19 protein-coding genes are annotated in these 23,050 nt (G+C 60.5%); 11 read left to right on the top strand and 8 right to left on the bottom strand.

What is annotated here, in order from left to right:
• Nucleotides 1–123 precede the first annotated feature (123 nt).
• Nucleotides 124–1,029, bottom strand: a complete 906-nt coding sequence (locus ACRC4F_RS07680; RefSeq protein WP_438658765.1) for an NAD(P)-dependent oxidoreductase — start codon at nucleotides 1,027–1,029, stop codon at nucleotides 124–126.
• A gap of 93 nt (nucleotides 1,030–1,122) precedes the next feature.
• Nucleotides 1,123–2,028: a transcriptional regulator GcvA gene (gcvA, locus tag ACRC4F_RS07675; RefSeq protein WP_438658764.1), complete on the bottom strand. Its 906-nt coding sequence runs from the start codon at nucleotides 2,026–2,028 to the stop codon at nucleotides 1,123–1,125.
• Between the two features lie 194 nt (nucleotides 2,029–2,222).
• Here gcvA and ACRC4F_RS07670 point away from each other — a divergent pair, with 194 nt between their 5' ends.
• On the top strand, nucleotides 2,223–3,509 hold the full coding sequence (locus tag ACRC4F_RS07670; RefSeq protein ID WP_438658763.1) for an OprD family porin: 1,287 nt from the start codon (nucleotides 2,223–2,225) through the stop codon (nucleotides 3,507–3,509).
• 214 nt (nucleotides 3,510–3,723) lie between these two features.
• On the opposite strand, the gene ACRC4F_RS07665 is transcribed toward ACRC4F_RS07670, so the two are convergent.
• Nucleotides 3,724–5,157, bottom strand: coding sequence for an aldehyde dehydrogenase family protein (locus ACRC4F_RS07665; RefSeq protein ID WP_438658762.1), 1,434 nt, complete (start codon nucleotides 5,155–5,157; stop codon nucleotides 3,724–3,726).
• Nucleotides 5,158–5,443: 286 nt separating this feature from the next.
• Between ACRC4F_RS07665 and ACRC4F_RS07660 the strand changes: the two genes are divergently transcribed.
• Nucleotides 5,444–6,787 carry an MFS transporter gene (locus ACRC4F_RS07660; protein WP_438658761.1) on the top strand — a complete coding sequence of 448 codons (1,344 nt, stop codon included), beginning with the start codon at nucleotides 5,444–5,446 and terminating at the stop codon, nucleotides 6,785–6,787.
• 352 nt (nucleotides 6,788–7,139) lie between these two features.
• A complete protein-coding gene (locus ACRC4F_RS07655) occupies nucleotides 7,140–8,384 on the top strand; it encodes a delta-60 repeat domain-containing protein (RefSeq protein ID WP_438658760.1) in 1,245 nt (414 codons plus the stop codon).
• 199 nt (nucleotides 8,385–8,583) lie between these two features.
• Here the strand turns inward: ACRC4F_RS07655 and ACRC4F_RS07650 are convergent, their stop codons facing one another.
• Complete coding sequence (locus tag ACRC4F_RS07650) at nucleotides 8,584–9,771, bottom strand: MFS transporter (RefSeq protein ID WP_438658759.1); 1,188 nt, start codon at nucleotides 9,769–9,771, stop codon at nucleotides 8,584–8,586.
• 246 nt (nucleotides 9,772–10,017) lie between these two features.
• Nucleotides 10,018–10,914, bottom strand: coding sequence for a LysR substrate-binding domain-containing protein (locus ACRC4F_RS07645; protein WP_438658758.1), 897 nt, complete (start codon nucleotides 10,912–10,914; stop codon nucleotides 10,018–10,020).
• 117 nt (nucleotides 10,915–11,031) lie between these two features.
• On the opposite strand from ACRC4F_RS07645, the gene ACRC4F_RS07640 reads away from it, so the two are divergent.
• The 3 genes from ACRC4F_RS07640 to ACRC4F_RS07630 are packed head-to-tail and all read left to right on the top strand — an operon-like array spanning nucleotide 11,032 to nucleotide 13,286.
• Nucleotides 11,032–12,039 (top strand): aldo/keto reductase, encoded by a 1,008-nt coding sequence (locus ACRC4F_RS07640; protein ID WP_438658757.1) that lies wholly within the window; start codon nucleotides 11,032–11,034, stop codon nucleotides 12,037–12,039.
• Between the two features lie 11 nt (nucleotides 12,040–12,050).
• The gene (locus tag ACRC4F_RS07635; protein WP_438658756.1) at nucleotides 12,051–12,848 is read left to right on the top strand and encodes an SDR family NAD(P)-dependent oxidoreductase; all 798 of its coding nucleotides are present in this window, start codon (nucleotides 12,051–12,053) and stop codon (nucleotides 12,846–12,848) included.
• A gap of 27 nt (nucleotides 12,849–12,875) precedes the next feature.
• Entirely contained in the window at nucleotides 12,876–13,286 is a 411-nt protein-coding gene (locus tag ACRC4F_RS07630) for an SRPBCC family protein (protein WP_438658755.1), read from the top strand.
• A gap of 178 nt (nucleotides 13,287–13,464) precedes the next feature.
• Here ACRC4F_RS07630 and ACRC4F_RS07625 read toward each other — a convergent pair whose 3' ends face one another.
• Nucleotides 13,465–14,859, bottom strand: coding sequence for a sensor histidine kinase (locus ACRC4F_RS07625; RefSeq protein WP_438658754.1), 1,395 nt, complete (start codon nucleotides 14,857–14,859; stop codon nucleotides 13,465–13,467).
• The gene (locus ACRC4F_RS07620) at nucleotides 14,837–15,520 is read right to left on the bottom strand and encodes a response regulator transcription factor (protein ID WP_438658753.1); all 684 of its coding nucleotides are present in this window, start codon (nucleotides 15,518–15,520) and stop codon (nucleotides 14,837–14,839) included. Before ACRC4F_RS07620 ends, ACRC4F_RS07625 begins: the two co-directional genes overlap by 23 nt.
• Before the next feature lie 377 nt (nucleotides 15,521–15,897).
• On the opposite strand from ACRC4F_RS07620, the gene ACRC4F_RS07615 reads away from it, so the two are divergent.
• From ACRC4F_RS07615 to hcnC, 5 genes are all read left to right on the top strand, one after another.
• Nucleotides 15,898–16,839: a hypothetical protein gene (locus ACRC4F_RS07615; RefSeq protein ID WP_438658752.1), complete on the top strand. Its 942-nt coding sequence runs from the start codon at nucleotides 15,898–15,900 to the stop codon at nucleotides 16,837–16,839.
• A gap of 302 nt (nucleotides 16,840–17,141) precedes the next feature.
• On the top strand, nucleotides 17,142–17,681 hold the full coding sequence (locus tag ACRC4F_RS07610) for a hypothetical protein (protein ID WP_438658751.1): 540 nt from the start codon (nucleotides 17,142–17,144) through the stop codon (nucleotides 17,679–17,681).
• Nucleotides 17,682–17,917: 236 nt separating this feature from the next.
• Nucleotides 17,918–18,232: a cyanide-forming glycine dehydrogenase subunit HcnA gene (gene hcnA / locus ACRC4F_RS07605; protein WP_438658750.1), complete on the top strand. Its 315-nt coding sequence runs from the start codon at nucleotides 17,918–17,920 to the stop codon at nucleotides 18,230–18,232.
• Complete coding sequence (gene hcnB, locus ACRC4F_RS07600; protein ID WP_438658749.1) at nucleotides 18,229–19,638, top strand: cyanide-forming glycine dehydrogenase subunit HcnB; 1,410 nt, start codon at nucleotides 18,229–18,231, stop codon at nucleotides 19,636–19,638. The genes hcnA and hcnB overlap by 4 nt, the downstream gene beginning before the upstream one ends.
• Nucleotides 19,631–20,881 (top strand): cyanide-forming glycine dehydrogenase subunit HcnC, encoded by a 1,251-nt coding sequence (gene hcnC / locus ACRC4F_RS07595; RefSeq protein WP_438658748.1) that lies wholly within the window; start codon nucleotides 19,631–19,633, stop codon nucleotides 20,879–20,881. Before hcnB ends, hcnC begins: the two co-directional genes overlap by 8 nt.
• Before the next feature lie 255 nt (nucleotides 20,882–21,136).
• Here the strand turns inward: hcnC and ACRC4F_RS07590 are convergent, their stop codons facing one another.
• Entirely contained in the window at nucleotides 21,137–22,948 is a 1,812-nt protein-coding gene (locus ACRC4F_RS07590) for a monovalent cation:proton antiporter-2 (CPA2) family protein (RefSeq protein WP_438658747.1), read from the bottom strand.
• Nucleotides 22,949–23,050: the final 102 nt, after the last annotated feature.

Here is a 23,050-nt window from a genome sequence, read left to right as displayed (position 1 = left end):
CAATACCTGTGGGAGCGAGCCTGCTCGCGATTACGGTGTGTCAGTCAACAAACATGTCAACTGACACACCGCAATCGCGAGCAGGCTCGCTCCCACAGGGGGATTTGCGGCGTTAATGGAAACTCAGCCTTGCAATGTGACACCCGCCATCTGCTCCAGCACTTTCACCACCTGGGTCATGTCCCGCGCCGGATCGCCTTCGCTCAAGGCTTGATCGAAGAACTGCTTGACCACCGCAGAGGTGAAGGCCGGCACGCCGGTGCTTTCCGCCTCGGCCAGAAACAACCGCACATCCTTGCGCATCAAATCCAGGCGAAAGCCGAAATCGAATTCCCGGCGCATTACGGTGCCCGCGAGGATCTGTTCGCTGGTGAAACTGCGCGCGGTGCTGGCGTTGAGCATGTTCACCATCTGCCGTGGATCGAGCCCGGCCTTGACCCCGAACAACATGGCTTCGCTGGTGGCCACCAGGGTGGCGGCGACGATCATGTTGTTGACCAGTTTCAGGGTCTGGCCCAGCCCCGGTTCGGTGCCGATGTGTTCGACCTTCTTGCCGAAAGCGGCGAACACCGGCGCACAACGCTCGTAAGCCGCGCGATCACCGCCGACCATCACCGACAGCGTGCCGTTTTGCGCACCCGCGACACCGCCGGCCAGCGGTGCATCGAGGGCGGCGATGTCGCGTTCGGCCAACGCCGCTTGCAGGCGCCGGGCCAGGCTCGGGCCGGTGGTGGAGTGGTCAACCAGAATGCTGACCTTTTCGCCGTGGATGACGCCGTCAACACCGAGCACCACGCTTTCAACGATGTCCGGAGTCGGCACGCACACCAGCACGATGTGCGCGTGGTCCGCCACTTCTCGCGGCGTGGCATGGCTGCGCGCTCCGCGCTCAAGCAACGGCACGAGTGCTTGGGGATTGGGGTCGAACAGGTTCAGGTCAAAGCCCTGGTCGAGCAGATGGCGGGCCATTTTCTGGCCCATGGCACCGAGGCCGATGAAGCCAATGGAAAGCGTATCGAAGGTGGTCATGGCAGGTCTCTTTTTTATGAATGGAGACCCATGCTAGACACGCCGACAAACGACCGACAAAGCAGTTTTACGCCGCTGTGTTTTGATTAAAGCTCAAGCCAGGTCGCGGGTGATGCGTGCCTGTTCGAGGACCCATTCACGGAAAATCCGCAGGTCTTCGCTTTCCTCGCGGTGCTTGGGAATCAGCAAGTAATAGGTGTATACGCCCATGTCCACCACCTGTTCGAACGGCCGGATCAGCGTGCCGTCCTGCAGTTCCTTGCTCACCAGAAACAGCTGCGCCATGGCGATGCCCTGACCGCCGACAGCGGCGGCGTACACCATCGACGAGCTCTGATAGGTCATGCCCGCGTGCGCATCGACCTCGCGACTGACGTCGCAGGCTTCCAGCCAATAGCGCCAGTCTTCGAGACGGGCGATCGAGTGCAGCATGGTGTAGTTGGCGATGTCGGCCGGGGTCTGCAACCCCGGGCCATGTTGCAACAGGGACGGGCTGCACACCGGGGCCAACTGGTTATCGCTGAGGACATGGCAATTGCAGTTGGGCCACTCGCCGGAGCCGAGGCGGATGGCGGCGTCGATGTCTTCCTTGTAGAAGTCCACCGGTTCGAGGGAGGCGGTCAGCAGCACTTCGATCTTCGGGTTCTGCGCGTGAAAACTCGCCAGACGAGGGATCAGCCACTGCATGGCGAACGTGGTGTAGGCGCGGACCTTGAGCTGCCGGCGCAACGGCGGGGACATCAGTTTTTTGGTGGCCCCGCGCAAGTCCTCGACCACCCGGGCCACGGCGCGAAAGTATTGCTCGCCGGCGGCGGTCAGGGTGATCTGGCGGTGCCCGCGCACGAACAGGTCGAGCTTGAGGAATTCTTCCAGCGTGCGGATCTGCCGGCTGACTGCACCCGGGGTGACGTTCAATTCATCGGCGGCCAGGGTGATGCTCAAATGCCGGGCGACGGATTCGAAGGCACGGATGGCATTCAGCGGAGGCAGACGTTCCATGGTGAGCAACTCTTGTTCTTATGGGAGGAGCGGCGCGCAGTGTACGTAACCCAGAGCCTAAACCCACTTGATTAAAACTCAAGGCAGGGGCGTGTTTTTCTCGATTGTCGGTCAGCAGCGGGGCTTTCAGGATCGACCGTCACGCGTCTGTCTGGCGCGTGGCCGAACCTGAAAAAAATAAGAGAAAAGCCCCCATGAACAGTCCTTTGTCCAACGCCCGGAAGGGATTCCCCCTGGTTTCGCAACTGGCTTTGTGCAGTGCAGCGAGCACCCTGTTGAACCCGGCCTGCGCCGACCTTCTTCAGGACAGCAAAAGCAGCCTGGAGCTGCGCAACTACTACTTCAACCGTGATTTTCGCCAGTCCGGCGTCGCCCAAAGCAAGGCCGAAGATTGGGCGCAGGGGTTCATTCTGCGGCTGGAATCGGGTTACACCGACGGCATGATCGGGGTCGGTTTTGACGCTATCGGATTGGTCGGGGTCAAGCTCGATTCATCACCGGATCGCAGCGGCACCGGCCTGCTCAATACTGCTCGCGGACCGGGTGGACGAGCCGAGGATGATTACGGCGAACTGGGCCTGACCGGCAAACTGCGCCTGGCGCGCAGCACCCTGAAAGTCGGTACCTTGCTGCCGCGGATGCCTGTGGTGATGTACAACGATTCACGCCTGCTGCCACAAACCTTTCGCGGCGCCTGGCTCAACAGCGCGGACCTGGACAGGCTGTCGCTGGACCTTGGGCGGCTCGACCAGACCAACCTGCGCAACTCTTCCGACAATGAAGACATGAGCGTCTTCAACGGAGGCTCGCGCAACATCCGTCTGGGTCGCCATACCACCAGTGACCGTTTCGACTTTGCCGGGGCCACCTACCGCTGGGCGCCGGCGCTGAGCACGGCTTATCACTACGGTGAGCTGGAGGGAATTTATCAGCAGCATTACCTGACCCTGAACCACAAATGGACGATCAGCGAAGGGCAGACGTTGAGTTCGGATTTACGCTGGGCGCGCAGCCTCGACGAGGGCGGCAGCAATGTCGATAACTCGGCGCTGGGCGCGATGTTTACCTATGGCGCCCGTGGCCATTCAGTGGGCCTGGGTTATCAGCGCATGAGCGGCGACACCGGTTTTGCCAACATCAATGGCACCGACGGTTATCTGCTCAACCTGGTGCAGATCAACGATTTCGGCAATCAGGACGAACGTTCATGGCAGGCGCGCTATGACTACAACTTCGCCGCCGTAGGGATTCCCGGCCTGACCTTCATGACCCGCTATCTGTCGGGCGACGACGTTACCGTGCGTAATCGCGTCAACGTTGGCAAGGAATGGGAGCGTGATTCCGAGTTGGGGTATGTGATTCAGAGCGGGCCGCTGAAGGACCTGGGGCTGAAGTGGAAAAACGCCAGTGCGCGGAGCAATTTTTCCAGTGATATCGACGAGAACCGGTTGATCGTGGCGTACTCGTTGGCGCTTTGGTAATCCTCGATTTATGAACCAATGATTACCCTGTGGCGAGGGAGCTTGCTCCCGCTTGAGTGCGCAGCGCTCATGGATTTTTTGGGGCCGCTGCGCGACCCAGCGGGAGCAAGCTCCCTCGCCACAGGTACTTCTTTCACCTGAGGAGGGAGGTGTGCTTGAGGACGAAAAAAGGGTGCAGCACTGGCTGCACCCTTTCGATGGCGGAGGAGGAACTTCAGAGGCGGATGATCACCGATTTGAGCTGCGTGTAATGCGACAACGCATCAACCCCTTGCTCACGCCCATAACCGCTTTGCTTGAACCCGCCACACGGTGTCTGGACGAACCCGCCGCTGTATTCGTTGACCACAATCCGTCCAGCCTCAAGGTTGCCGGCAACCCGATGCACGCGGCCAATGTCACGGCTCCAGATCCCGGCCCCTAGCCCAAACTCGCTGTCGTTGGCGATGCGCAGCGCGTCCGCTTCATCCTTGAACGGAATCACGCAGACAATCGGCCCGAAGATTTCTTCCCGGGCCAGGGTCATGTCATTGGTCACACCGGTGTAAACGGTCGGCTCGATGTACCAGCCATTCTCGAAACCGGGATGGCTCGCCACTTTGCCGCCGATGGCCGGGGTCAGGCCCTCGCGTTCGGCGATCGCAAAGTAACTCTGGATTTTCTCGAACTGGGCGCGGGTGGTGATCGGGCCGGACGTCGCATCGTCCTGCGGACCGACCCGCAGCTTGCCGACCTCGGCCACCAGCCTGTCGACGAAGCGATCGTAGATCGATTCCTGCACCAGCAGTCGAGTCCCGGCGGCGCACCATTGGCCGCTGTTCCAGGTGAACGCCAGGGTCGAGCCTTTCGCCGCGGCGTCGAGGTCGGCGTCGTCAAACACGATGTTGGCCGACTTGCCACCCAGCTCCAGGGTCAGCGGCAGGATGCGGTCTGCCGCAATATGCCCCAGCTCCTGACCGGCACGAATACCCCCGGTGAAGGAGATTTTGCGGATGTGCGGGTTATGCGCCATGGCCGGGCCGATGACGCTGCCCTTGCCGACGATCACGTTGAACACCCCCGGCGGAATCCCGGCCTCGACGGCCATGCGCGCGAGTTCAACCAGAGAAGCCGACGTATGTTCGGAAGGCTTGGCCACCACCGTGTTGCCGGTGGCCAGTGCCGGGGCAATCGCCCGGGCCGCCTGATGCAGCGGGGCGTTCCACGGCAGGATCACGCCGATCACCCCGAACGGATCGCGACGGGTGTAGACATGATAGTTCGGGCCCTGGTTGATCACTTCGCCGTCCATGACATTGACGATGCCGCCGTAGAACTCGAAGTACTGCGCCGTGAGGTCCATTAGGGTCGCCATCTCGCGTCCGGGCTTGCCGGTTTCGGCCCGTTCCAGCGCGCCGAGGGTGTTTTCGCTGGCACGAATCATACGGCCGAAATCGTTGAGGATGCGCCCGCGATCAGCCGGGCGCATGTCGCGCCAGGCTTGCAGCGCCGCGGCGGCGGAGTCGATGGCGATGGCCACGTCAGCTGGGCCACTGCTGGCCACTTCGTTGAGTTTTTCGCCGGTGCGCGGATCGATTTTGTCTTCGTACTGGCCGTCCAGCGGCGGCACGGAGCGCCCATCGATGAAGCTGTTGGTTTGCTCAAACATTGCGGGATCTCCTCGCGAAACTTTTATTGTCGATGCAGTGCATGGGGGAGGTCGTGGGCAGCCCCATGATTGCCTGCATTTACACTCGCTCGCCCGGGCGCCTTCAACCGAGTTTTACAGGTGCATGCGTTGAGAAAACCTCAATGCAGTGGCTTGATTTTTAGTCAACCGAACCGCCCTGAAAACTCGCTACACGAGAAGCTGTCGGTGCTGGATATTTCTCCCGTAGCAACACTGAGGCCGCGTCTAAAGGTCAACAATAATAGCGCCCACGGGAGCCAGAACCATGAGCAACTACCCTACGGTGGACGGCGAACTGCCGTCCTCATCCAACGCCACTGCCACGGCCCAGACCCAAGGTCGACAGCTCAACAGTGCAGAGAAAAAAGCGATTGTCGCCGCGACCCTGGGCACCATCGTCGAATACACAGACTGGGTCATCTACGCGACCTTTTCCTCCATCCTGGCCAAGCAGTTTTTCCCCGCCGGTGACGGGGCAACCGCCTTGCTGTCGGTGCTGGCCGTGTTCGCAGTCGGCTTCATCATGCGCCCGATCGGTGGCGCGGTGCTGGGCCAGCTGGCGGACCGCTACGGTCGCAAGAAAGGCCTGACGCTCTCCATCCTGCTGATGTCCGTCGCCTCGCTGGTGATCGGCATCTGCCCCAACTATGAAAGCATCGGTATTGCCGCGCCGATCATTCTGGTGCTCGCCCGGTTGGTTCAGGGCTTTTCGGCGGGCGGTGAGTTCGGTTCCGCTTCGGCGTTCCTGATCGAATCCGCCCCGGCGCATCGACGGGCATTCGCCGGGTCGTGGCAGTGGTTTGCAATCAACGCCGGGACGCTGGTGTCGTTCCTGCTCGGCTTCGCCCTGGCGTCGATGGGCAGCGACACCGCGCTCTACGATTGGGGCTGGCGCGTCGCGTTCGTGATTGCCGCGTTGATGGGCATGGTCACCTTGTGGATTCGTCTGTCGGTGCGCGAAACCGAGATCTTCAAATCGCGCGTCGCCAGCCACAGCAAAAAACGCCCGATTCGCGAACTGCTGTTCAGCCATCGCCGCGATGCCATGCGCGTGATCGGCATCGCCATGGCCGGCAACCTGCTCAACTACGTGTGGATGGTCAGCTATCCGAACCAGGTGCACCTGATCACCGGCATGTCGATCCGTGACACCTTGCTGGCCGGGGTGATTTCCGTTGGCGTGTCGCTGGTACTGCTGCCATTCGCCGGCAAACTGGCGGACCGCGTCGGACGGCGTCCGGTGCTGATCGCCTTCGCCATCGCCTCGATCCTGTGGGCCTGGCCAAGCTTCGGCCTGCTGCATGTTGGCATCAGCCTGATGGAAGTGACGCTGATCCAGACCGTCTCGATGGTGATCATGACCGGCTTCGGCGCCGCGTCGGCGGTGACCATGGCCGAACAATTTCCGGCCGAGGTTCGTGTGACAGGCATCGCCTTGCCATACGCCTTGTCGGTGACCTTGTTCGGCGGCACCGCGCCGTACCTGATGGCGGCGATGGCGGGCTGGGGCTATGGCGGGTTGTTCTGGATTTACCTCGCAGTGATCAGCGCGATCAGTGCGGTGGTTTACCTGCGGATGCCAGAGACGCGGGGCCAGCCGTTGCGTTGATCGGACATCAATGAAAAGGGGCGGATCATCCGCCCCTTTTTCATGCCCGAAACACCAACCCTGAGGGAGTGAGACCGGCTTGCCGGCGATAGCGATTTTCAGGCAAAGATGATGTCGTCTGATAATCCGCTATCGCGAGCAGGCTCACTCCTACAGGATTGCGTTGAACATAACTGTTTCGGTAAATAGGGACGCAAGATCCGCCTTGTTATATATCGAAGGTGGAAGGCCGATACGAGGCAGATTACCATTCGTCGCTACTGTCAGATCTGACAGTAGCGACGGTTACGGTTTCGCGATTTGATTACTCCATCGTCCACTCGGGCACCAATTCCAAAACCGGGAAAAACATATGGATACGGAAGTCAAATCGTCTGTCGCTCAACCAAGTGATCTCGATGTTGAATTTGGCAGGTTCGGTGTAGCCGCCCCCGATCCCGACCCCGGCACGCGTGGATTTGTCCGCGCATTAGTGGCAGATGAGAGCAGCAGACTGATCTATGCCCTTTGGGTGGACAAGGAAGTCTGGTTGTACCGCACCTTAGCGGATGGCTCGCCGGATCCTGATTTCGCTGGTGGCATCGGGATGCTTAAGTGGTCATTCGCTGGCGCGAACAGTTCCCGACCTACAGACATCCTCTTGCAGCCTGACGGCAAGATTCTTTTGATAGGACTAGCGATTGACGAATTTGGGCAAGGCAAAGTTGCCATTACCCGTTTTCATGCCAGCGGTAGTTCTGATCTGGTGTTCGGTAATCGTGTTTTGACGTTTCCACCGCAGGGTGCTCTAGATATTCGAGCGCCTCGTGGTTGTCTCCAATCGGATGGCGGGATTCTGATAGTCAACGGTTATTACGTCGTCGACGAGGGCGAAGAGTCATCGGCAGGCTGGCTTATTTCTTTGCGCAATAATGGCGAACTTAACGACGAATTCGGTGGTGGTGGGAAGGGATATATCGACGTTCGTTTTGAAGGCCAGAACTCATTACTTTCCTCAGTGGTTGTTCAGAGCAATGGCGCAATTGTTGTGGGGGGTGAGCTGTTTCGTGTAAGTGACGGTGAAGGTGTGTATTTCGTAGCGTTAGCCTGCTACGACGGCAAGGGTGAACTCAACTTGCACTTTGGCAAAAATGGCATTGCCATCATGGATGCTCCCCACGCAAGCCTGAAGCAGCTAATAGCGTATCAAGACCGTCTTGTCATCGTAGGGTCCGCCTTGGCCAAAGAGCCGGACATGATCGGTGCAATGGTCATGATATTCAATGCAAATGGCGAACCTGATCCACTGTTTAATGGGGGCTTGCCCGTATTGACCCTATTCGAGGAATGGCTCAGCGCGTGGACGACGGTTGTCGCACAACCGGATGAAAAAATTGTGGTGGCCGGCATGGAACTGGGTAACCCAGGCAGCGTGACGTACGCGCGGCTGCTTCTTACCGGTCAGTTTGATAATAAATTTGGTAATCAGGGGATCAGGCGCCTCAATCAAGGAACAATTTTTTCTGCAGTGTTCCAGAGGCGTGAGGAACGAATTGTCTTGGGGGGTGGCCAAGGACTTGATATCGGCGAAGCCTGTCTGTACGGCATTCTGAGTTGAGCCCGCACACATGGATTGCGCAGGGCTGAACTGTTTCGGTAAGAAGTGACTGATGATCCGTCCCTTTTTCATGCCCGAAACACCGACCCTGTGGGAGCGAGCCTGCTCGCGATAGCGGTCTGTCAGGCAAAGACGATTTCGCCCGATAATCCGCCATCGCGAGCAGGTCGAATCTTCGCACCGTCGCTCCCACATTTGTTTATGATTGTCTGTTTTCAGCGCGTCTGGAATGAAAGATCGAGAACAATCCGCACACCGCAAACAACGCGCCCACCGCCGCCAGTCCAGGCCAGCCATGATACTCCGCGGCGCTGGCCCCGAGCGCCGATCCCAATGCGCCGCCGGTAAAGTAGGTGACCATAAACACCGTGTTCAGGCGACTCACCGCTTCTGGAGCTAACGCCAGGATGCGTGACTGATTGGCCAGTTGGTTGGCCCGGTTGCCGATGTCCAGCGCGGTGGCGCACGCCAGGATCAACCACCAGAAACCCGCGGCACCGCCGAGGTACAGGGCAATGAAGGCCAACAGCACCGCGCCGGTTCCCAGGTAACTGAGCTTGATGCCGTAATGTTGCGTGAGTCGCCCAAGCCAGGAGGCGGCGATGATCCCGACGATGGCCGAAAGCCCAAACAACCCGGCCTGTCCGCTGGAGTAGTGATAAGGCTCAAGCGCCAGCAACGATGCCATGGACCCCCAGAACACGTTCAACGCACCGAAGATCAGGCCGCCGCTGACTGAGGATCGACGCAGGGTCGGGTGATCACGCACCAGTTTCCACATCGATTTCATCAGGTCCAGATAGGGCAATGTGCTCGACGGCGCGGTCATCGGCATACGGACCATGATCGCGATAAACAGCAGCACATTCATCGCGGCGGCGGCGAAGAACATGCCGCGCCAGCCGATCCAGGTACTGACGGCGCCGCTCAAGGCCCGCGCCAATAAGCCACCGGCTGACAAACCGCTGACCATCATGCCGAGCACGCTACCGCGTTGCTCCGGGTGCGCGAGGGCGGTGGCGGCGGGAATGATGATTTGCGCGCTGACGGCGGACAGGCCGAGCACCACGCTGGCCAGCAGCAAAAATGAGTAGGTCGGTGCGACGGCGGAGGCGATAAGGCTGAGGAAGTTCAGGCTCAACATGCCGAGAATCAGCGAGCGCCGTGTCACGCGATCGCCCAGCGGCACGAACAGCAATAAGCCGAGGGCGTAGCCGAGTTGGGTGAGCATGGCGATCTGGCCGACGTGCGCGCCGGAAATGCTGAACGTGGCGCCAATCAACGGCAGCATGGTCTGGTTGTAGTAGATGGTCGCAACCGAAAAGCCGCAACACAGCGCCAGAGTGATCGCCAGGCTGGCGGGCAATGCGGTTTTGTTTTCAGGCATCTGGTGTTCCCCTCGGAATGACAAGCGAGTTGCTGTTGTAGTCGGCGGAAGGGAAACGGGTCAAAGCACAAAAGCGCAGGGCCGCTTGATTAAATCTCATGTCTTGGATTTGCGGTGTTCGGACTGGCCCTATCGCGAGCAGGCTCGCTCCCACAGTGGTTGTCGTGTACACACTGTCTGTGTCACACCCAAATCCCTGTGGGAGCGAGCCTGCTCGCGATGAGGCAGTCCGCCCTGGCGCACATGTCAGTCTTTGTGAACCGACCCTGATTTTGTCAGCACCTTCCTGAACGTCTCCACCAATGGCCGCAGATTGATCCGGTGCCACGCCGCCCACAGCGGTCTGGTGTAGCCAATCCACGGCACTTCCCGCAGCACCACGCCCGGCGGTGCGTTGCGGCTCAAACCTTTCTGAATCATCGCGATGCCCAGTCCCGAGGCTACCAGAGCCAATGCAGTGAAGGGACCGGTGGCTTCCATGCGAATGTCCGGGGTGAAGCCTGCGCGGATGCAGGCGCTGACGAAGTCTGCGCGACTGGTGAGGTGCTGCACACCGATCCACTCCCGATCGGCGAGGTCGGCCGGGGTCAGTGTGGCCTGGTGGGCGAGGGGATGGTCCTCGGGCAGGGCCAGCAGCATCGGGTCGTCCAGCACTTGAAAACCCAGCAGGTCCGGGTCGTCGGCGACGGGCGGTTCGCTGACCAGGGCGATATCGAGGCTACGCTGACGCAGGCCTTCGAGTTGGTCGGCGGAGCTCTGGTTGTACAGCGCAACGTGCACATTCGGCCGATCGACGCGCAGCACCCGCAAGGCGTTGGGCAGCACGCCGGCGTGCATGGCGTTTTCGATGTAGCCGATGCACAAGCCGCCTTCTTCACCACGACCGAGGCGCTTGCCCAGGGATTCGAGGCGATTGGCATGGGTCAACAGGGCGCGGGTTTCGGCGAGGAAGGTCTGGCCGTCGCGGGTCAGGCGGATGCGCTGCTGGCTGCGCTCGAAGAGGGTCAGGCCCAGGCGTTCTTCGAGTTGGGCGATCTGCCGACTCAGGGGCGACTGGGAAATGTGCAAACGTTCGGCGGCGCGACCGACGTGTTCTTCTTCGGCGACGGCGACGAAGTAGCGCAATTGACGGATGTCGATCATGTCAGACCTATCGGGACTCAAGTGCTGCGCATTATGTCTTGGACGGTCCGATCATCGCAATCTAGGATCTGCTCAACGGTCACTCAGCTGACCTCTGAAACTGACGAGGATTGAATCATGAGCTTGAAAGACAAATTGCCCGGCGCACTGGGTTTCGGTACTGCCCCATTGGGCAACATGTTCCGCGCCATCCCTGAAGACGAGGCGCAGGCCACCGTTCACGCGGCCTGGGATGCCGGTGTGCGTTACTTCGACACTGCGCCGTTCTACGGCTCGGGCCTGTCGGAGATTCGCCTGGGCACCGCGTTGGCTAAGTACAACCGCGACGACTACGTGCTGAGCAGCAAAGTCGGCCGGGTCATCCTCGATGAAGTCGAAGACGCTGCCGCCCGCGACCTGGGTGAAAAGAGCGGTGTGTTCGAACACGGCCGCCCGAACAAGATCGTCAACGACTACAGCGCCGACGCAACGATGCGCTCGATCGAAGACAGCCTCAAGCGCCTGCAAACCGATCGTCTGGACATCGTTTGGGTGCATGACATCGCGCAGGATTTCTACGGCGATCAGTGGCTGGAATACTTCAACCAGGCCCGCACCGGCGCGTTCAAAGTGCTGACCCGTTTGCGCGAAGAAGGCGTGATCAAGGGCTGGGGCCTGGGCGTGAACAAGGTCGAACCGTGCGAACTGACCCTTGATCTGACCGAAGCCCAACCGGACGGTTTTCTGCTGGCGGGTCGCTACACTCTTCTCGACCACGACCGGGCTTTGCAACGTCTGATGGACGCAGCCCTGGCGCAGAACGTCGAGATCGTGGTCGGCGGTCCTTACAGCTCGGGCATTCTGGCCGGCGGTACGCACTTCGAATACCAGAAGGCCAGCCCGGCGATCGTCAATAAAGTCGAGCAAATCAAACGCATTGCTACCGCCCACGGTGTCGACATCAAGGCCGCTGCGTTGCAGTTCTCGCTGGCCAACCCGGCGGTGGCGGCGGTGATTCCCGGTTCAAGCCGTCCAGACCGGATTGCTGAAGACGTCGCCGCACTCTCGGCCGTGATTCCCGCTGCCTTCTGGCAGGCGATGCGCGACGCGAAACTGGTGAGCGAACGCGCTCCATTGCCCATCTGAGGAGTTTGAGCATGAAGATCGATCTGACTGGAAAACTGGCGATTGTCAGCGGCAGCACCGCCGGCATTGGCCTGGGTATCAGCAAGGCGCTGGCCGAATCCGGCGCCACGGTGGTGGTGATCGGCCGCGAGACGGCCAAGGTCGAGCAGGCGCTGGCGAGCATTCGCCAGAGCGTGCCGGGCGCGCAACTGCGTGGCCTGACCGCCGACCTTGGCACGGCCGAAGGTGCCGAGCAGCTTTTCGTCGCCGAACCGCGCGCGGACATCCTGGTGAACAATCTCGGAATCTTCAACGATGTGGATTTTTTCGACACTCCAGACAGCGAGTGGACGCGCTTCTATGAGGTCAACGTGATCTCCGGTGTGCGCCTGTCCCGGCATTATGTGCCGGACATGGTCAAGCAGGGCTGGGGCCGGGTGATTTTCCTGTCCTCGGAATCCGGCATCGCGATCCCGGCGGACATGCTCAATTATGGCGTGACCAAAAGCGCCAACCTTGCGGTGTCCCACGGTCTGGCCAAGCGGCTGGCGGGCACTGGCGTGACGGTCAACGCGATCCTGCCGGGCCCGACGTTGACCGATGGCCTGGAGCAGATGCTCAAGGACGCCACCGCCGCATCGGGGCGCAGTGTCAAAGAAGAGGCCGACGCGTTCGTGCGCAAGGCGCGGCCGACCTCGATTATCCAGCGCGTGGCGGATGTCGAGGAAGTTGCCAACCTGGTGGCGTACATCGCCTCGCCGCTGTCCTCGGCCACGACGGGCGCGGCATTGCGGGTCGACGGCGGTGTCGTCGACAGCATGGCGATCTGAATTTTATTGATTGAGCGAGAGCATTACATGGCAAAGGCATCAGCGTTTATCGACATTCCGGCTTCGGCCGATGAGGTTTGGCAATTGATTGGCGGCTTCGACACGCTGCCGGACTGGCTGCCGTTTATCCCGAAAAGCGAATTGAGTGAAGGCGGCCGGGTGCGCAGTTTGCAAACGTCCGACGGGGCGGTGGTGGTTGAGCGCCTGGAGACGTTTGATAACGCCGGGAAGACGTACAGTTATTCGATTTTGCAGGCACCGTTTCCGGCGACCGAGTACCTGGCGACGATCAAGGTAGAGGCCCAGGGGCAGGGGGCTCGGGTGACGTGGTCGGGTCGGTTCATGCCGGTCGGGGTGAGTGACCAAGAGGTTGAGGAGTTGTTTGCCGGGATTTATCAGGGCGGCCTCGAAGCCCTGCGGGCGAACTACCCAACCTAGAAGTCCACGCAACCTCTGTAGCAGCTGCCGAGCCTGCGAGGCTGCGTTCGGCGACGCAGTCGTCGTAAACCCTGCGAACGCGATTTTCCTGACACACTGCGGGGCCTGATTTCACGACGACTTCGTCGCCGAATGCAGCCTCGCAGGCTCGGCAGCTGCTACACAATGGTGTGGGGATTCAGGTTTGGGGTATCAAATCCAGCCCGCAATCGAGCACCAAGCGTGCTCCGCCCAGTTCGCTGGTACCCACCTCAAGCGCAAACCCGTGCAGGCTGACGATCGCCGCGACGATCGACAGCCCCAACCCAAACCCGCTTTTCTGATTCCCGCCCTCGGCCCGGTAAAAACGCTGAAACACCGCTTCCCGTTCGCTTTCCGGAATGCCAGGCCCTGAATCGAGCACTTCGATTCGCGTGTGCCCACCGTCGTTGATCCCCCGCAAAACCACCTCGCCACCGGGCGGGGTAAATTTGATCGAGTTGCTCAACAGGTTCGCCACCGCTTCAAACAACAGCGCCCGATCACCGTTCAGCATCGGCAACGACGCCGGCAATTGCAGGCTGAATACCAATTCACCTTCTTCCGCCAGCGGCAGGTAAAAGTCATGCAGTTCTTGCAGCAACGGCACCGGGTCCAACTGCACAAAACCGGAACGCCGCTGACGGTCCTCCAGCTCGGAAATCCGCAGCAGTCCACGAAACCGCGCCATCAATGTATCGGCCTCACCGAGTACGGAGTCCAGCTGCACGGCCAGCGTAGAGCCGTCGTCCGCCTGCTGCTGGATTCGGTACAACTGCGCCCGCAAGCGGGTCAGCGGTGTGCGCAGGTCATGGGCGATGTTGTCGCACACGCCCTTGACCTCGTTCATCAGGCGTTCGATGCGTTCAAGCATGGCGTTGACGATGGCGGCGAGCATGTCCAGTTCGTCGCGGCGGTTGGACAGCGGCAGGCGCCGGGTCAGGTCGCCGGCGACGATGGCCTCGGCGCTTGCCTGGATCGCCCGAATCCGCCGCAGCGGACGCCGGCGCAACAGATGCCAGCCGGCGATGCCGGGCAGGATGGTCAGCGTCACGCCCCAGAGCAACGCGTGCAGAATGATGCGGGTCACGGCAAACAAAGAACCGTTATCGCGCACCAGCACCAGCCAGCGACCGTCCTTGGTCTGGGTCGCGACCGCGTCGCAACTGTCGGCGGGCAGGCTGGGGTCGTCTGACTCGGCGCAGTCGCCGAGCATGTGGATCTTGCCGTCCAGCGGCAGGCCTTCGGGCATGTGCCGCAGCGCGCCGCTGAGGTAGCGGTGCTGCGAATCGAACAGGCCGTAGGCGTCGATGCCGCGAATGTCGAAGGTCATGCTGACGGCGAGGGCGTCGGCCAGTTGTTGGCCCTGAAAGTGCGAAAACAGATGCTGGCGTTGCATCAGCGAGTGCTTGGCCAGGTTGTCCAGGTACGCGGACACTTCGTAGTACATGACCCCCATCAGAATCCCGCTCCAGATCACGAACAGCGAACTGTAGAGCGCAAGCAAGCGGCTGCTGGAAGAACGCCAGCCGTTAGAGGGGTTCAGCAATGACATAACCCGAGCCTCGCACGGTCCGAATCAGTGGGACTTTGCCAGGCGGGTCGATCTTCTTGCGCAGCCGGCCGATGTGCACGTCGATCAGGTTGGTGCCAGGGTCGAAGTGATAACCCCAGACCTCTTCGAAAATCATCATCCGCGACAGGATTTGCCCGGTGTTGCGCATCAGGAATTCCAGCAGCTTGTACTCGGTGGGCAGCAGCGTCAGCAATTGGTCGTCTCGGCTGGCTTCGTGGCTGATCAGGTTCAGCTCAAGATCGGCGACCCGCAGCGTGGTCGCCTGGGCAGTCACGGTGTTCTGGCGACGCAACAGCACCTCGACCCGGGCAGCCATTTCATCGGTGGCAAACGGCTTGGTCAGGTAATCATCACCGCCAGCTCGCAAGCCGCGCACTCGCTCATCGACGTCGGAGAGGGCGCTGATCATCAGGATTGGCGTGGCCACACCCATGGTCCGCAGCGTGGTGACAATGGCCAGGCCATCGAGCTCCGGCAGCATGCGGTCGAGGGTGATCAGATCGTAATCGCCGCTGACCGCACGCTCCAGGCCTTCGCGGCCATTGTTGACCCAATCGACGTCGAGGCCGTGGCTGCTGAGTTCGGCGACGATTTCCCGGGCGGTCACGGCGTCGTCTTCGATGGTCAAGATGCGGGTCATAGGGCTGGCCTGATAGTCAGTTCATGGCAGAGTGTGGGGGCATTTTGCCAATAAATGCATGTCGACTTTCTAAATAAAACTTCACGTAGAGGAAAGATCAAAAGCTCGCAGCCTCGTTTCACTCGCCAGCTGCCACAGGGGATACGCATTTCCATGTAGCAGCTGTCGAGTGAAACGAGGCTGCGAGCTTTCGATCTCCAATGCATAAAACCCGCTGCAATTACCGTTTCCTTGCAATTTGCATGGCCAGCGGAAGTTCAAAATATATAAGTCGTTGAAATAAAACGATTAATCTAAAATCGTCGACTGGCACGGTGACTGCACTTACTCCTTTGAAGAGTTGTAACACCATCTTTCCTGCCTGGAGCGATACAACAATGAATAGATCCTCTGATGGTTTCTATCCTGCCGCAGAAGAATCAAGCACGCTCTCGGGTGTGTCCTGGGGCGCGATCTTCGCCGGTGCCGCTGCGGCGGCGGCGTTATCGCTGATTTTAGTGCTGCTTGGTTTTGGTCTTGGATTTTCGGCTGTTTCACCATGGGCCCACGAGGATGTAAGTGCCAAGGGCCTGGGGATTTCAACGATTGTCTGGCTGGCCGTTACGCAAATCGTGGCGTCCGGCGCCGGTGGTTACATTGCCGGTCGTCTGCGGGTCAAGTGGGCCTACATGCACGGTGATGAAGTCTATTTTCGTGACACAGCCCATGGCTTCCTGGCCTGGTGCGTTGCAACGCTGGTGACCGCGACGCTGGTCGTCGGCTCGGTGAGCAGCATCGTCAGCGGTGGTGTACAGGCCGGGGCGAGTGTTGTCGGTGGCGCTGCGAGTGCCGCGACTCAAGCCGCTGGCACTGCTGCGGGCAATACCAACAGCGACCAATATGGCTACTTCGTCGACAGCCTGTTCCGCGATGATCGCCCTGCTGCCGTCAGCGATGACGCCGCCCGTAGCACCGTGACTCGCATCTTCGTGCGCTCCCTGAGCAATGACGGTCAACTGGCTGCCGAGGACCGGACTTACCTGGCGCAATTGGTTGCCCAGCGCACCAACCTGACCCAGGCCGATGCTGAACGCCGCGTCGATGAAGTCTACGCCCGCACTCAAAAAGCCGTGGCCGACGCCAAACTGGCTGCGCAACAAGCCGCTGACACTGCCGCAAAAGTCGCTGCCTGGACTTCGCTGTGGATGTTCATTGCGCTGCTGATCGGTGCGTTTTTCGCCAGCCTCGCCGCTACCTACGGCGGTCGTCGTCGGGATGCCGTGGAATATCTGGAAAATGACGCCTACGTCACCACCACAACAGTGCCACCTGTTCGCTAATCAGGAGAATTACCATGCGCTCATTACTACTGTTCTTTCTTGGTGTGCCAATCCCGATCATCATCCTGATCGCCCTGTTCATGCATTGATTCTCTGAGGCTAGTGCCTCTGCCGCTTCCGCCTCTGGTGGGAGCGGCGTTTTGCTTTCTGGCGTCCAATAAAGCGAAGATGAACCCCTGTGGGAGCGAGCCTGCTCGCGATAGCGTCCTATCAGTCGACGATGATGTCGCCTGGCACACCGCTTTCGCGAGCAGGCTCGCTCCCACATTTATTTCGCATTGACTCAAGAAGGGAGAAGTACGTTGGACAAAAAGGAAATCAAACGGCAACTGGTGGCGATGCTCGACGCCGGGCGCTCGAAAACCGAGACGTTCAAGGCGTTTTCCGGTGGGGCGGTCAAGGATCGGGTGCTGGCTTACTGGATTGGCGCCCGGCCGGATCCGGCATTGCGGGAGAAACACTCACTCAAGGTCAACATCCTGATTGCGCTGACCTGCGTTCAGGCATTGCTGGGCGCCGTCACAGGGTTTTTCCTGGGTTCGACGATCGGCCCCGGCGCTGTGGTGTTCTTCACCCTGTTTGCGGCGTTGGTACCGCTGGCGTTTGCCTGGGGCTTCTACAAAAACGTGGCACAGGCCTACACCATTTACGTGATTCTGACCGTCAGCCAGATCTCGCGGATGTTCAAGGGCTATGAAGAAGACCCGGTGATGACCGTGGTTGGCGTTGCAATCACCTTGGGTATGGTGTTTTTTGCCGCGCTGGTCAAAAACCTGCTGTTCCCGGACCTGGGCTTCATTGGCTCGAAAAAGGTCAAGGGCCAGTTCGTGTTCTCCAACTGATCGACGGGTCGGGGCGCGGCGTCTTTCACTGGCCTGGATCAATATCTCCTTCGGCGATATCCCCTACCGTAAAAGATCCAAGCCCCTTCTGCGGCTTCGGCTACAGTGCATTGACGCGCACCCTGTTGCGCTGTCGAAGTACCAGTGCGAGCTTTTTATGTAGCCGTTGGCCCGCAAGGTGTAGTGCAGCAAGGAGCTGTGGAACCTCACCTGAACTCTCATGGAAGAACATCGCAATGCCTCGCTTAGACAGAACGTTTGATATCCAGCCGCTCCGGTGCGCGGATATGACTGTGCAGATCAACGGCCAGACGGTCAGCGCCGCTATCGGCGAAACCGTCCTCTCGGTCATTCAATCCCTTGGACTGCGCCAGGTGGCCCGCAACGATCACGACCAAATCAGCGGCGCCTATTGCGGCATGGGTGTGTGCCAATGCTGCCTGGTGAAAATCAATGGTCGGCACAAACGTCGAGCCTGCCAGACCGTGGTACGTGACGGCATGACCGTCGAAACCCAAGTCAACCGCATCGTTGAGCAGGAGAGCGTATGAGCCTGCTTCCGGTGATCGTCGGCGGTGGGCCGGCGGGGATGGCTGCGGCCATTGAACTGGCCCGACACGGCGTGCGCTGCACGTTGCTTGAAGAGGCTTCGCGGCTGGGTGGCGTGGTCTATCGCGGACCGTTGCGCGATGGCGTGCAACTCGACTATCTGGGGCCGAGGTATTCGGAAGCGCTGACCAAATTGCATGGCGAGTTTCAGGAGTATTCGGCGTTGATCGACGTGCGCCTGAATCACCGCGTGATCGGCGCCGAAGGCACGCGCGCGCTCGTGGTGCTGAACGCGGACGAACAGTTGCAGGAAGTCGACTACCCGCAACTGCTGCTCGCAGCTGGTTGCCATGAGCGCAGCGTGCCGTTTCCGGGCTGGACCTTGCCCGGCGTGATGCTGCTGGGCGGTCTGCAATTGCAGATCAAGAGCGGAGTGGTCAAGCCGCAGGGCCCGGTGGTGATTGCCGGCACCGGACCTTTATTGCCTCTGGTTGCCTGTCAGTTGCACGCGTCCGGCGTGACCGTCGCGGGTGTGTATGAAGCTTGTGCGTTTGGCAAAATCGCTCGGGAAAGCCTTTCGCTGCTGAACAAACCGCAGCTGTTCCTGGATGGCTTGAGCATGCTTGCGTTCCTCAAACTGCATGGCATCCAGATGCATTACGGCTGGGGCGTGGTGGCGGCGCAAGGCGAGGGCGAGTTGAACTCTGTGACCGTGGCGCCGTATTCCAGCACCTGGGTGCCGGACCTGAGCCGTGCCGAGCAGATTGCGGCGCAAACCCTGGCGGTCGGTTACGGTTTCATCCCGCGCACCCAGCTCAGTCAGCAGATGGGCCTGAACCACGAGTTCAGCGGCGACGGTTACCTGCGGGCCAGTTCCAATATCTGGCAGCAATCCAGCGAACCCCACGTGCACCTGGCCGGTGACATGGGCGGGATTCGCGGTGGCGAAGCGGCGATGCTCGCGGGCCGGATCGCCGCCACGTCGATCCTGTTGCAACGGGATGTGATGGACGCGGAACTGGCTCTGGTACGGCGCGACCGCTATTTGTCGAAACTCAAGGCCATTGTGCGCTTCCGTGCAGCAGTCGACCGGTACACCGAACGCGGTGCCGGGCAAACCGCGCTGCCGGCAGCCGACACGGTGATCTGCCGTTGCGAACACGCGACCCGCGCTGACATCGATCGGGCCCTGGAACAGGGCGTGCAGGACCTGGCCAGCCTGAAAATGCGCACTCGCGTGAGCATGGGCGATTGTCAGGGACGCATGTGCGTCGGCTATTGCACCGACCGCTTGCGCGAAGTCACGGGGCGGCAGGACGTGGGCTGGTTGCGGCCGCGCTTCCCGATCGATCCGATTCCCTTTTCTGCATTCATCTTCGTCGGCACGGAGGCCGCGAATCATGAGTAAGTTCTATGACGTGGTCATCGCCGGTGGCGGTGTGATCGGGGCGTCCTGCGCCTATCAATTGTCGAAACGCAAAAACCTCAAGGTCGCGCTGATCGATTGCAAGCGTCCGGGCAACGCAACCCGTGCTTCGGCCGGAGGGTTGTGGGCGATTGGTGAGTCGGTGGGGCTGGGCTGCGGGGTGATTTTCTTTCGCATGATGTCGGCCAACCGCAAGCGCGAAGCCCAGGGTTCGGCGGTGGTGGTGGATTCCAGCACGCCGCACATCCTGCCGCAGTCGTTCTTCGATTTTGCCTTGCAGTCCAACGCCATGTACCCGGCGCTGCACCAGGAGTTGAAAGACCACCACGGGATGGATTTCAAGTTCGAGAAAACCGGTCTGAAATTCGTGATCTACGATGATGAAGACCGTCTTTACGCCGAGCACATCGTCGCTTGCATTCCGCACCTGGCGGATCAGGTGCGCTGGCTCGATCAGACGGCGCTACGCGCGGCCGAGCCGAGTGTCAGCCATGAGGCGAGCGGGGCGCTGGAGTTCCTCTGCGACCATCAAGTCAGCCCGTTCCGACTGGCCGATGCCTACACCGAAGGCGCGCGGCAGAACGGCGTCGACCTTCACTTCAACACCAATGTCACCGGTGTTCTGCACCATGGTTCCCGTGTCAGCGGCGTGCAGACGGCCGAGGCCGGAGTGTTTCATTGCAACACGCTGATCAATGCGGCGGGGGCCTGGGCGGCGGATCTGAGCGAGCAGGCCACCGGGATCCGGATTCCCGTCAAACCGGTCAAGGGGCAGATTTTGCTGACTGAGCGCATGCCGAAAATCCTCAACGGTTGCCTGACCACCAGCGATTGTTATGTGGCGCAGAAGGACAATGGCGAGATCCTGATTGGTAGCACTACGGAAGATAAGGGCTTTGACGTGACCACCACCTACCCGGAAATTGCCGGGTTGGTGCAGGGCGCGGTGCGCTGTATTCCTGATTTGGCGGATGTGAACCTGAAACGGACCTGGGCCGGGCTGCGGCCGGGGTCGCCGGATGAGTTGCCGATTCTTGGGCCGATGAGCGGGGTAGAAGGGTATCTCAATGCGTGTGGGCATTTCCGCACGGGGATTTTGACGTCGGCGATTACCGGGGTGTTGCTGGATAAGTTGGTGAACAACGAACCGTTGCCGCTGGATATCACACCGTTTCTGGCGGATCGGTTTGCGGTTGAGGCCTTTGGGTTGAAAAAGATGGCCTGACGCTAAACCGCGTTATCGTTCATCGCTGGCAGGCCAGCTCCCACAGGGATTTGTGTCGCTCACAAGAACCCTGTGGGAGCTGGCCTGCCAGCGATGGTGGCATACCTCCCACAGGGATTTGTGTCGCTCACAGGAACCCTGTGGGAACTGGCTTGCCAGCGATGGCGGCATACCTCCCACAGGGATTTGTGTCGCTCACAAGAACCTGTGGGAGCTGGCCTGCCAGCGATGGCGGCATACCTGCCGCCACAAGGCTCAAACCTTACCGGCTTCCCGCTCCTCCATCTGATCCGCCTCAAACAACCGCGCCAGTTCCGTCCGGGCTTCCTGGGCGGTTTGCAGCACCTTCGCCGCATCGTCATAAACCGCATGCTGAGCCTCCAGCACCTGTTCATCGTGATGCTTGAAGCGCTTGATCCGAGCATCGGCCTGCGCCTGGGTCAGCCCCAGTCCGACCAGCGTGCGACGGCTCATTTCCAGGCTCGAATAATAGGTCTCCCGAATCGCCTCGGCACCCAGGTCGACCAAGCGGTGCACATGCTGACGGTTACGGGCCCGGGCGATGATTTTGATGTGCGGATAGAGCTTGTGCACGATCTCGGCGGTCTTGATGTTGGTGTCCGGATCATCGGTGGCGATGACAAAGTATTCCGCCTGCTCGACCTTGGCCGCGCTGAGGATTTCCGGGCGCATCGGGTCGCCGTAGAACACCGGCACGCCGCCGAAGCTGCGCGACAGCTCGATGGTTTCCACGGAGGTGTCCAGCGCCACGAACTTGATGTTCTGTGCCCGCAGGATCCGCGCCACGATCTGCCCCATACGGCCCATGCCGGCGATCACCACGCGTGGTGCATCGGTGTCGATGTCGCGGAATTTTTCCGGCACTACCACCGGCTGCACCCTCGGCGAATACAGGCGTGCGCAGAGCAGCAGCAACAGCGGCGTGACGGCCATGGACAAGGTGATGGTCAGCACCAGCAAGTCGTACAGGCGTGGCTCGAAAAGCCCTTGGTCGCGACCGATCTTGAACACCACAAACGCGAACTCCCCACCGGCGGCCAGCACGATGCCGAGGCGAATCGCACTGACTTTGCCCAACCCGCCGGCCAATCGGCCGACCACAAACAGCAGCGGCAGCTTGATTGCGATCAGCAGCAGGGTCAGTCCCAGTACCGCGACTGGTGCGCTGAGCAGCAGGCTCAGGTTGGCACCCATGCCGACGCTGATAAAGAACAGCCCCAGCAACAGGCCTTTGAACGGTTCGATCTGCGCTTCCAGTTCGTGACGGTATTCAGAGTCCGCCAGCAGCAACCCGGCGAGGAACGCTCCCAGCGCCATCGACACGCCGACCAGATCCATCAGCCACGCCGTGCCGATCACCACCAGTAACGCGGTGGCCGTGGACACCTCGGGCAAACCGGTTTTGGCGACCACGCGAAACACCGGGCGCAGCAGATACCGTCCGCCGATCACCACCACCGCGATGCTGCCCAACACCCGCAAGCCGTGATTCAAGTCCTCGGTCGCCGTGGTGGTGTGATCGCCGCCCGCCAGCAGCGGCACCATGGCAATCAAGGGGATCGCGGCGATGTCCTGGAACAGCAGAATCGCAAACGCCAGGCGTCCATGGGGGCTGGTCAGTTCCTTGCGCTCGGCCAGGCTTTGCAGGCCAAACGCGGTGGACGACAACGCCAGGCCGAGGCCAAGCACGATAGCGCTGTTCAAAGGTTGGCCGAACACAAACAACGCCAGCACGCCGATCACCGAGCCGGTCAGCATTACCTGAGCCAGACCGACGCCAAACACCGATTTGCGCATCACCCACAAACGCCGCGGTGACAGTTCCAGGCCGATGATGAACAGCAGCAACACCACGCCGAGTTCGGAGATGTGGCTGACGCTTTGCGGATTGCCGATCAACCCGAGCACCGACGGGCCGATGATCACCCCGGCAAACAGATAACCCAGTACCGCCCCTAATTGCAGACGTTTGGCCAAGGGCACGGTGAGCACTGCCGCGAACAGAAAAACGACAGCGGCTTGCAACAGGTTGCCTTCATGGGGCATGGCTTACTCCAAAGCACGAAACGGCGGAGTGCCAAGGATAAAGGGTGGGGCTTCAGGCGTCAGCCATGAACATGATTTGATGTTGCCTGATATACCGCCATC

Source organism: Pseudomonas sp., assembly GCF_051660785.1.
Classification (GTDB): Bacteria; Pseudomonadota; Gammaproteobacteria; order Pseudomonadales; family Pseudomonadaceae; genus Aquipseudomonas.
This window is presented reverse-complemented; position numbering and strand designations above follow the sequence as displayed.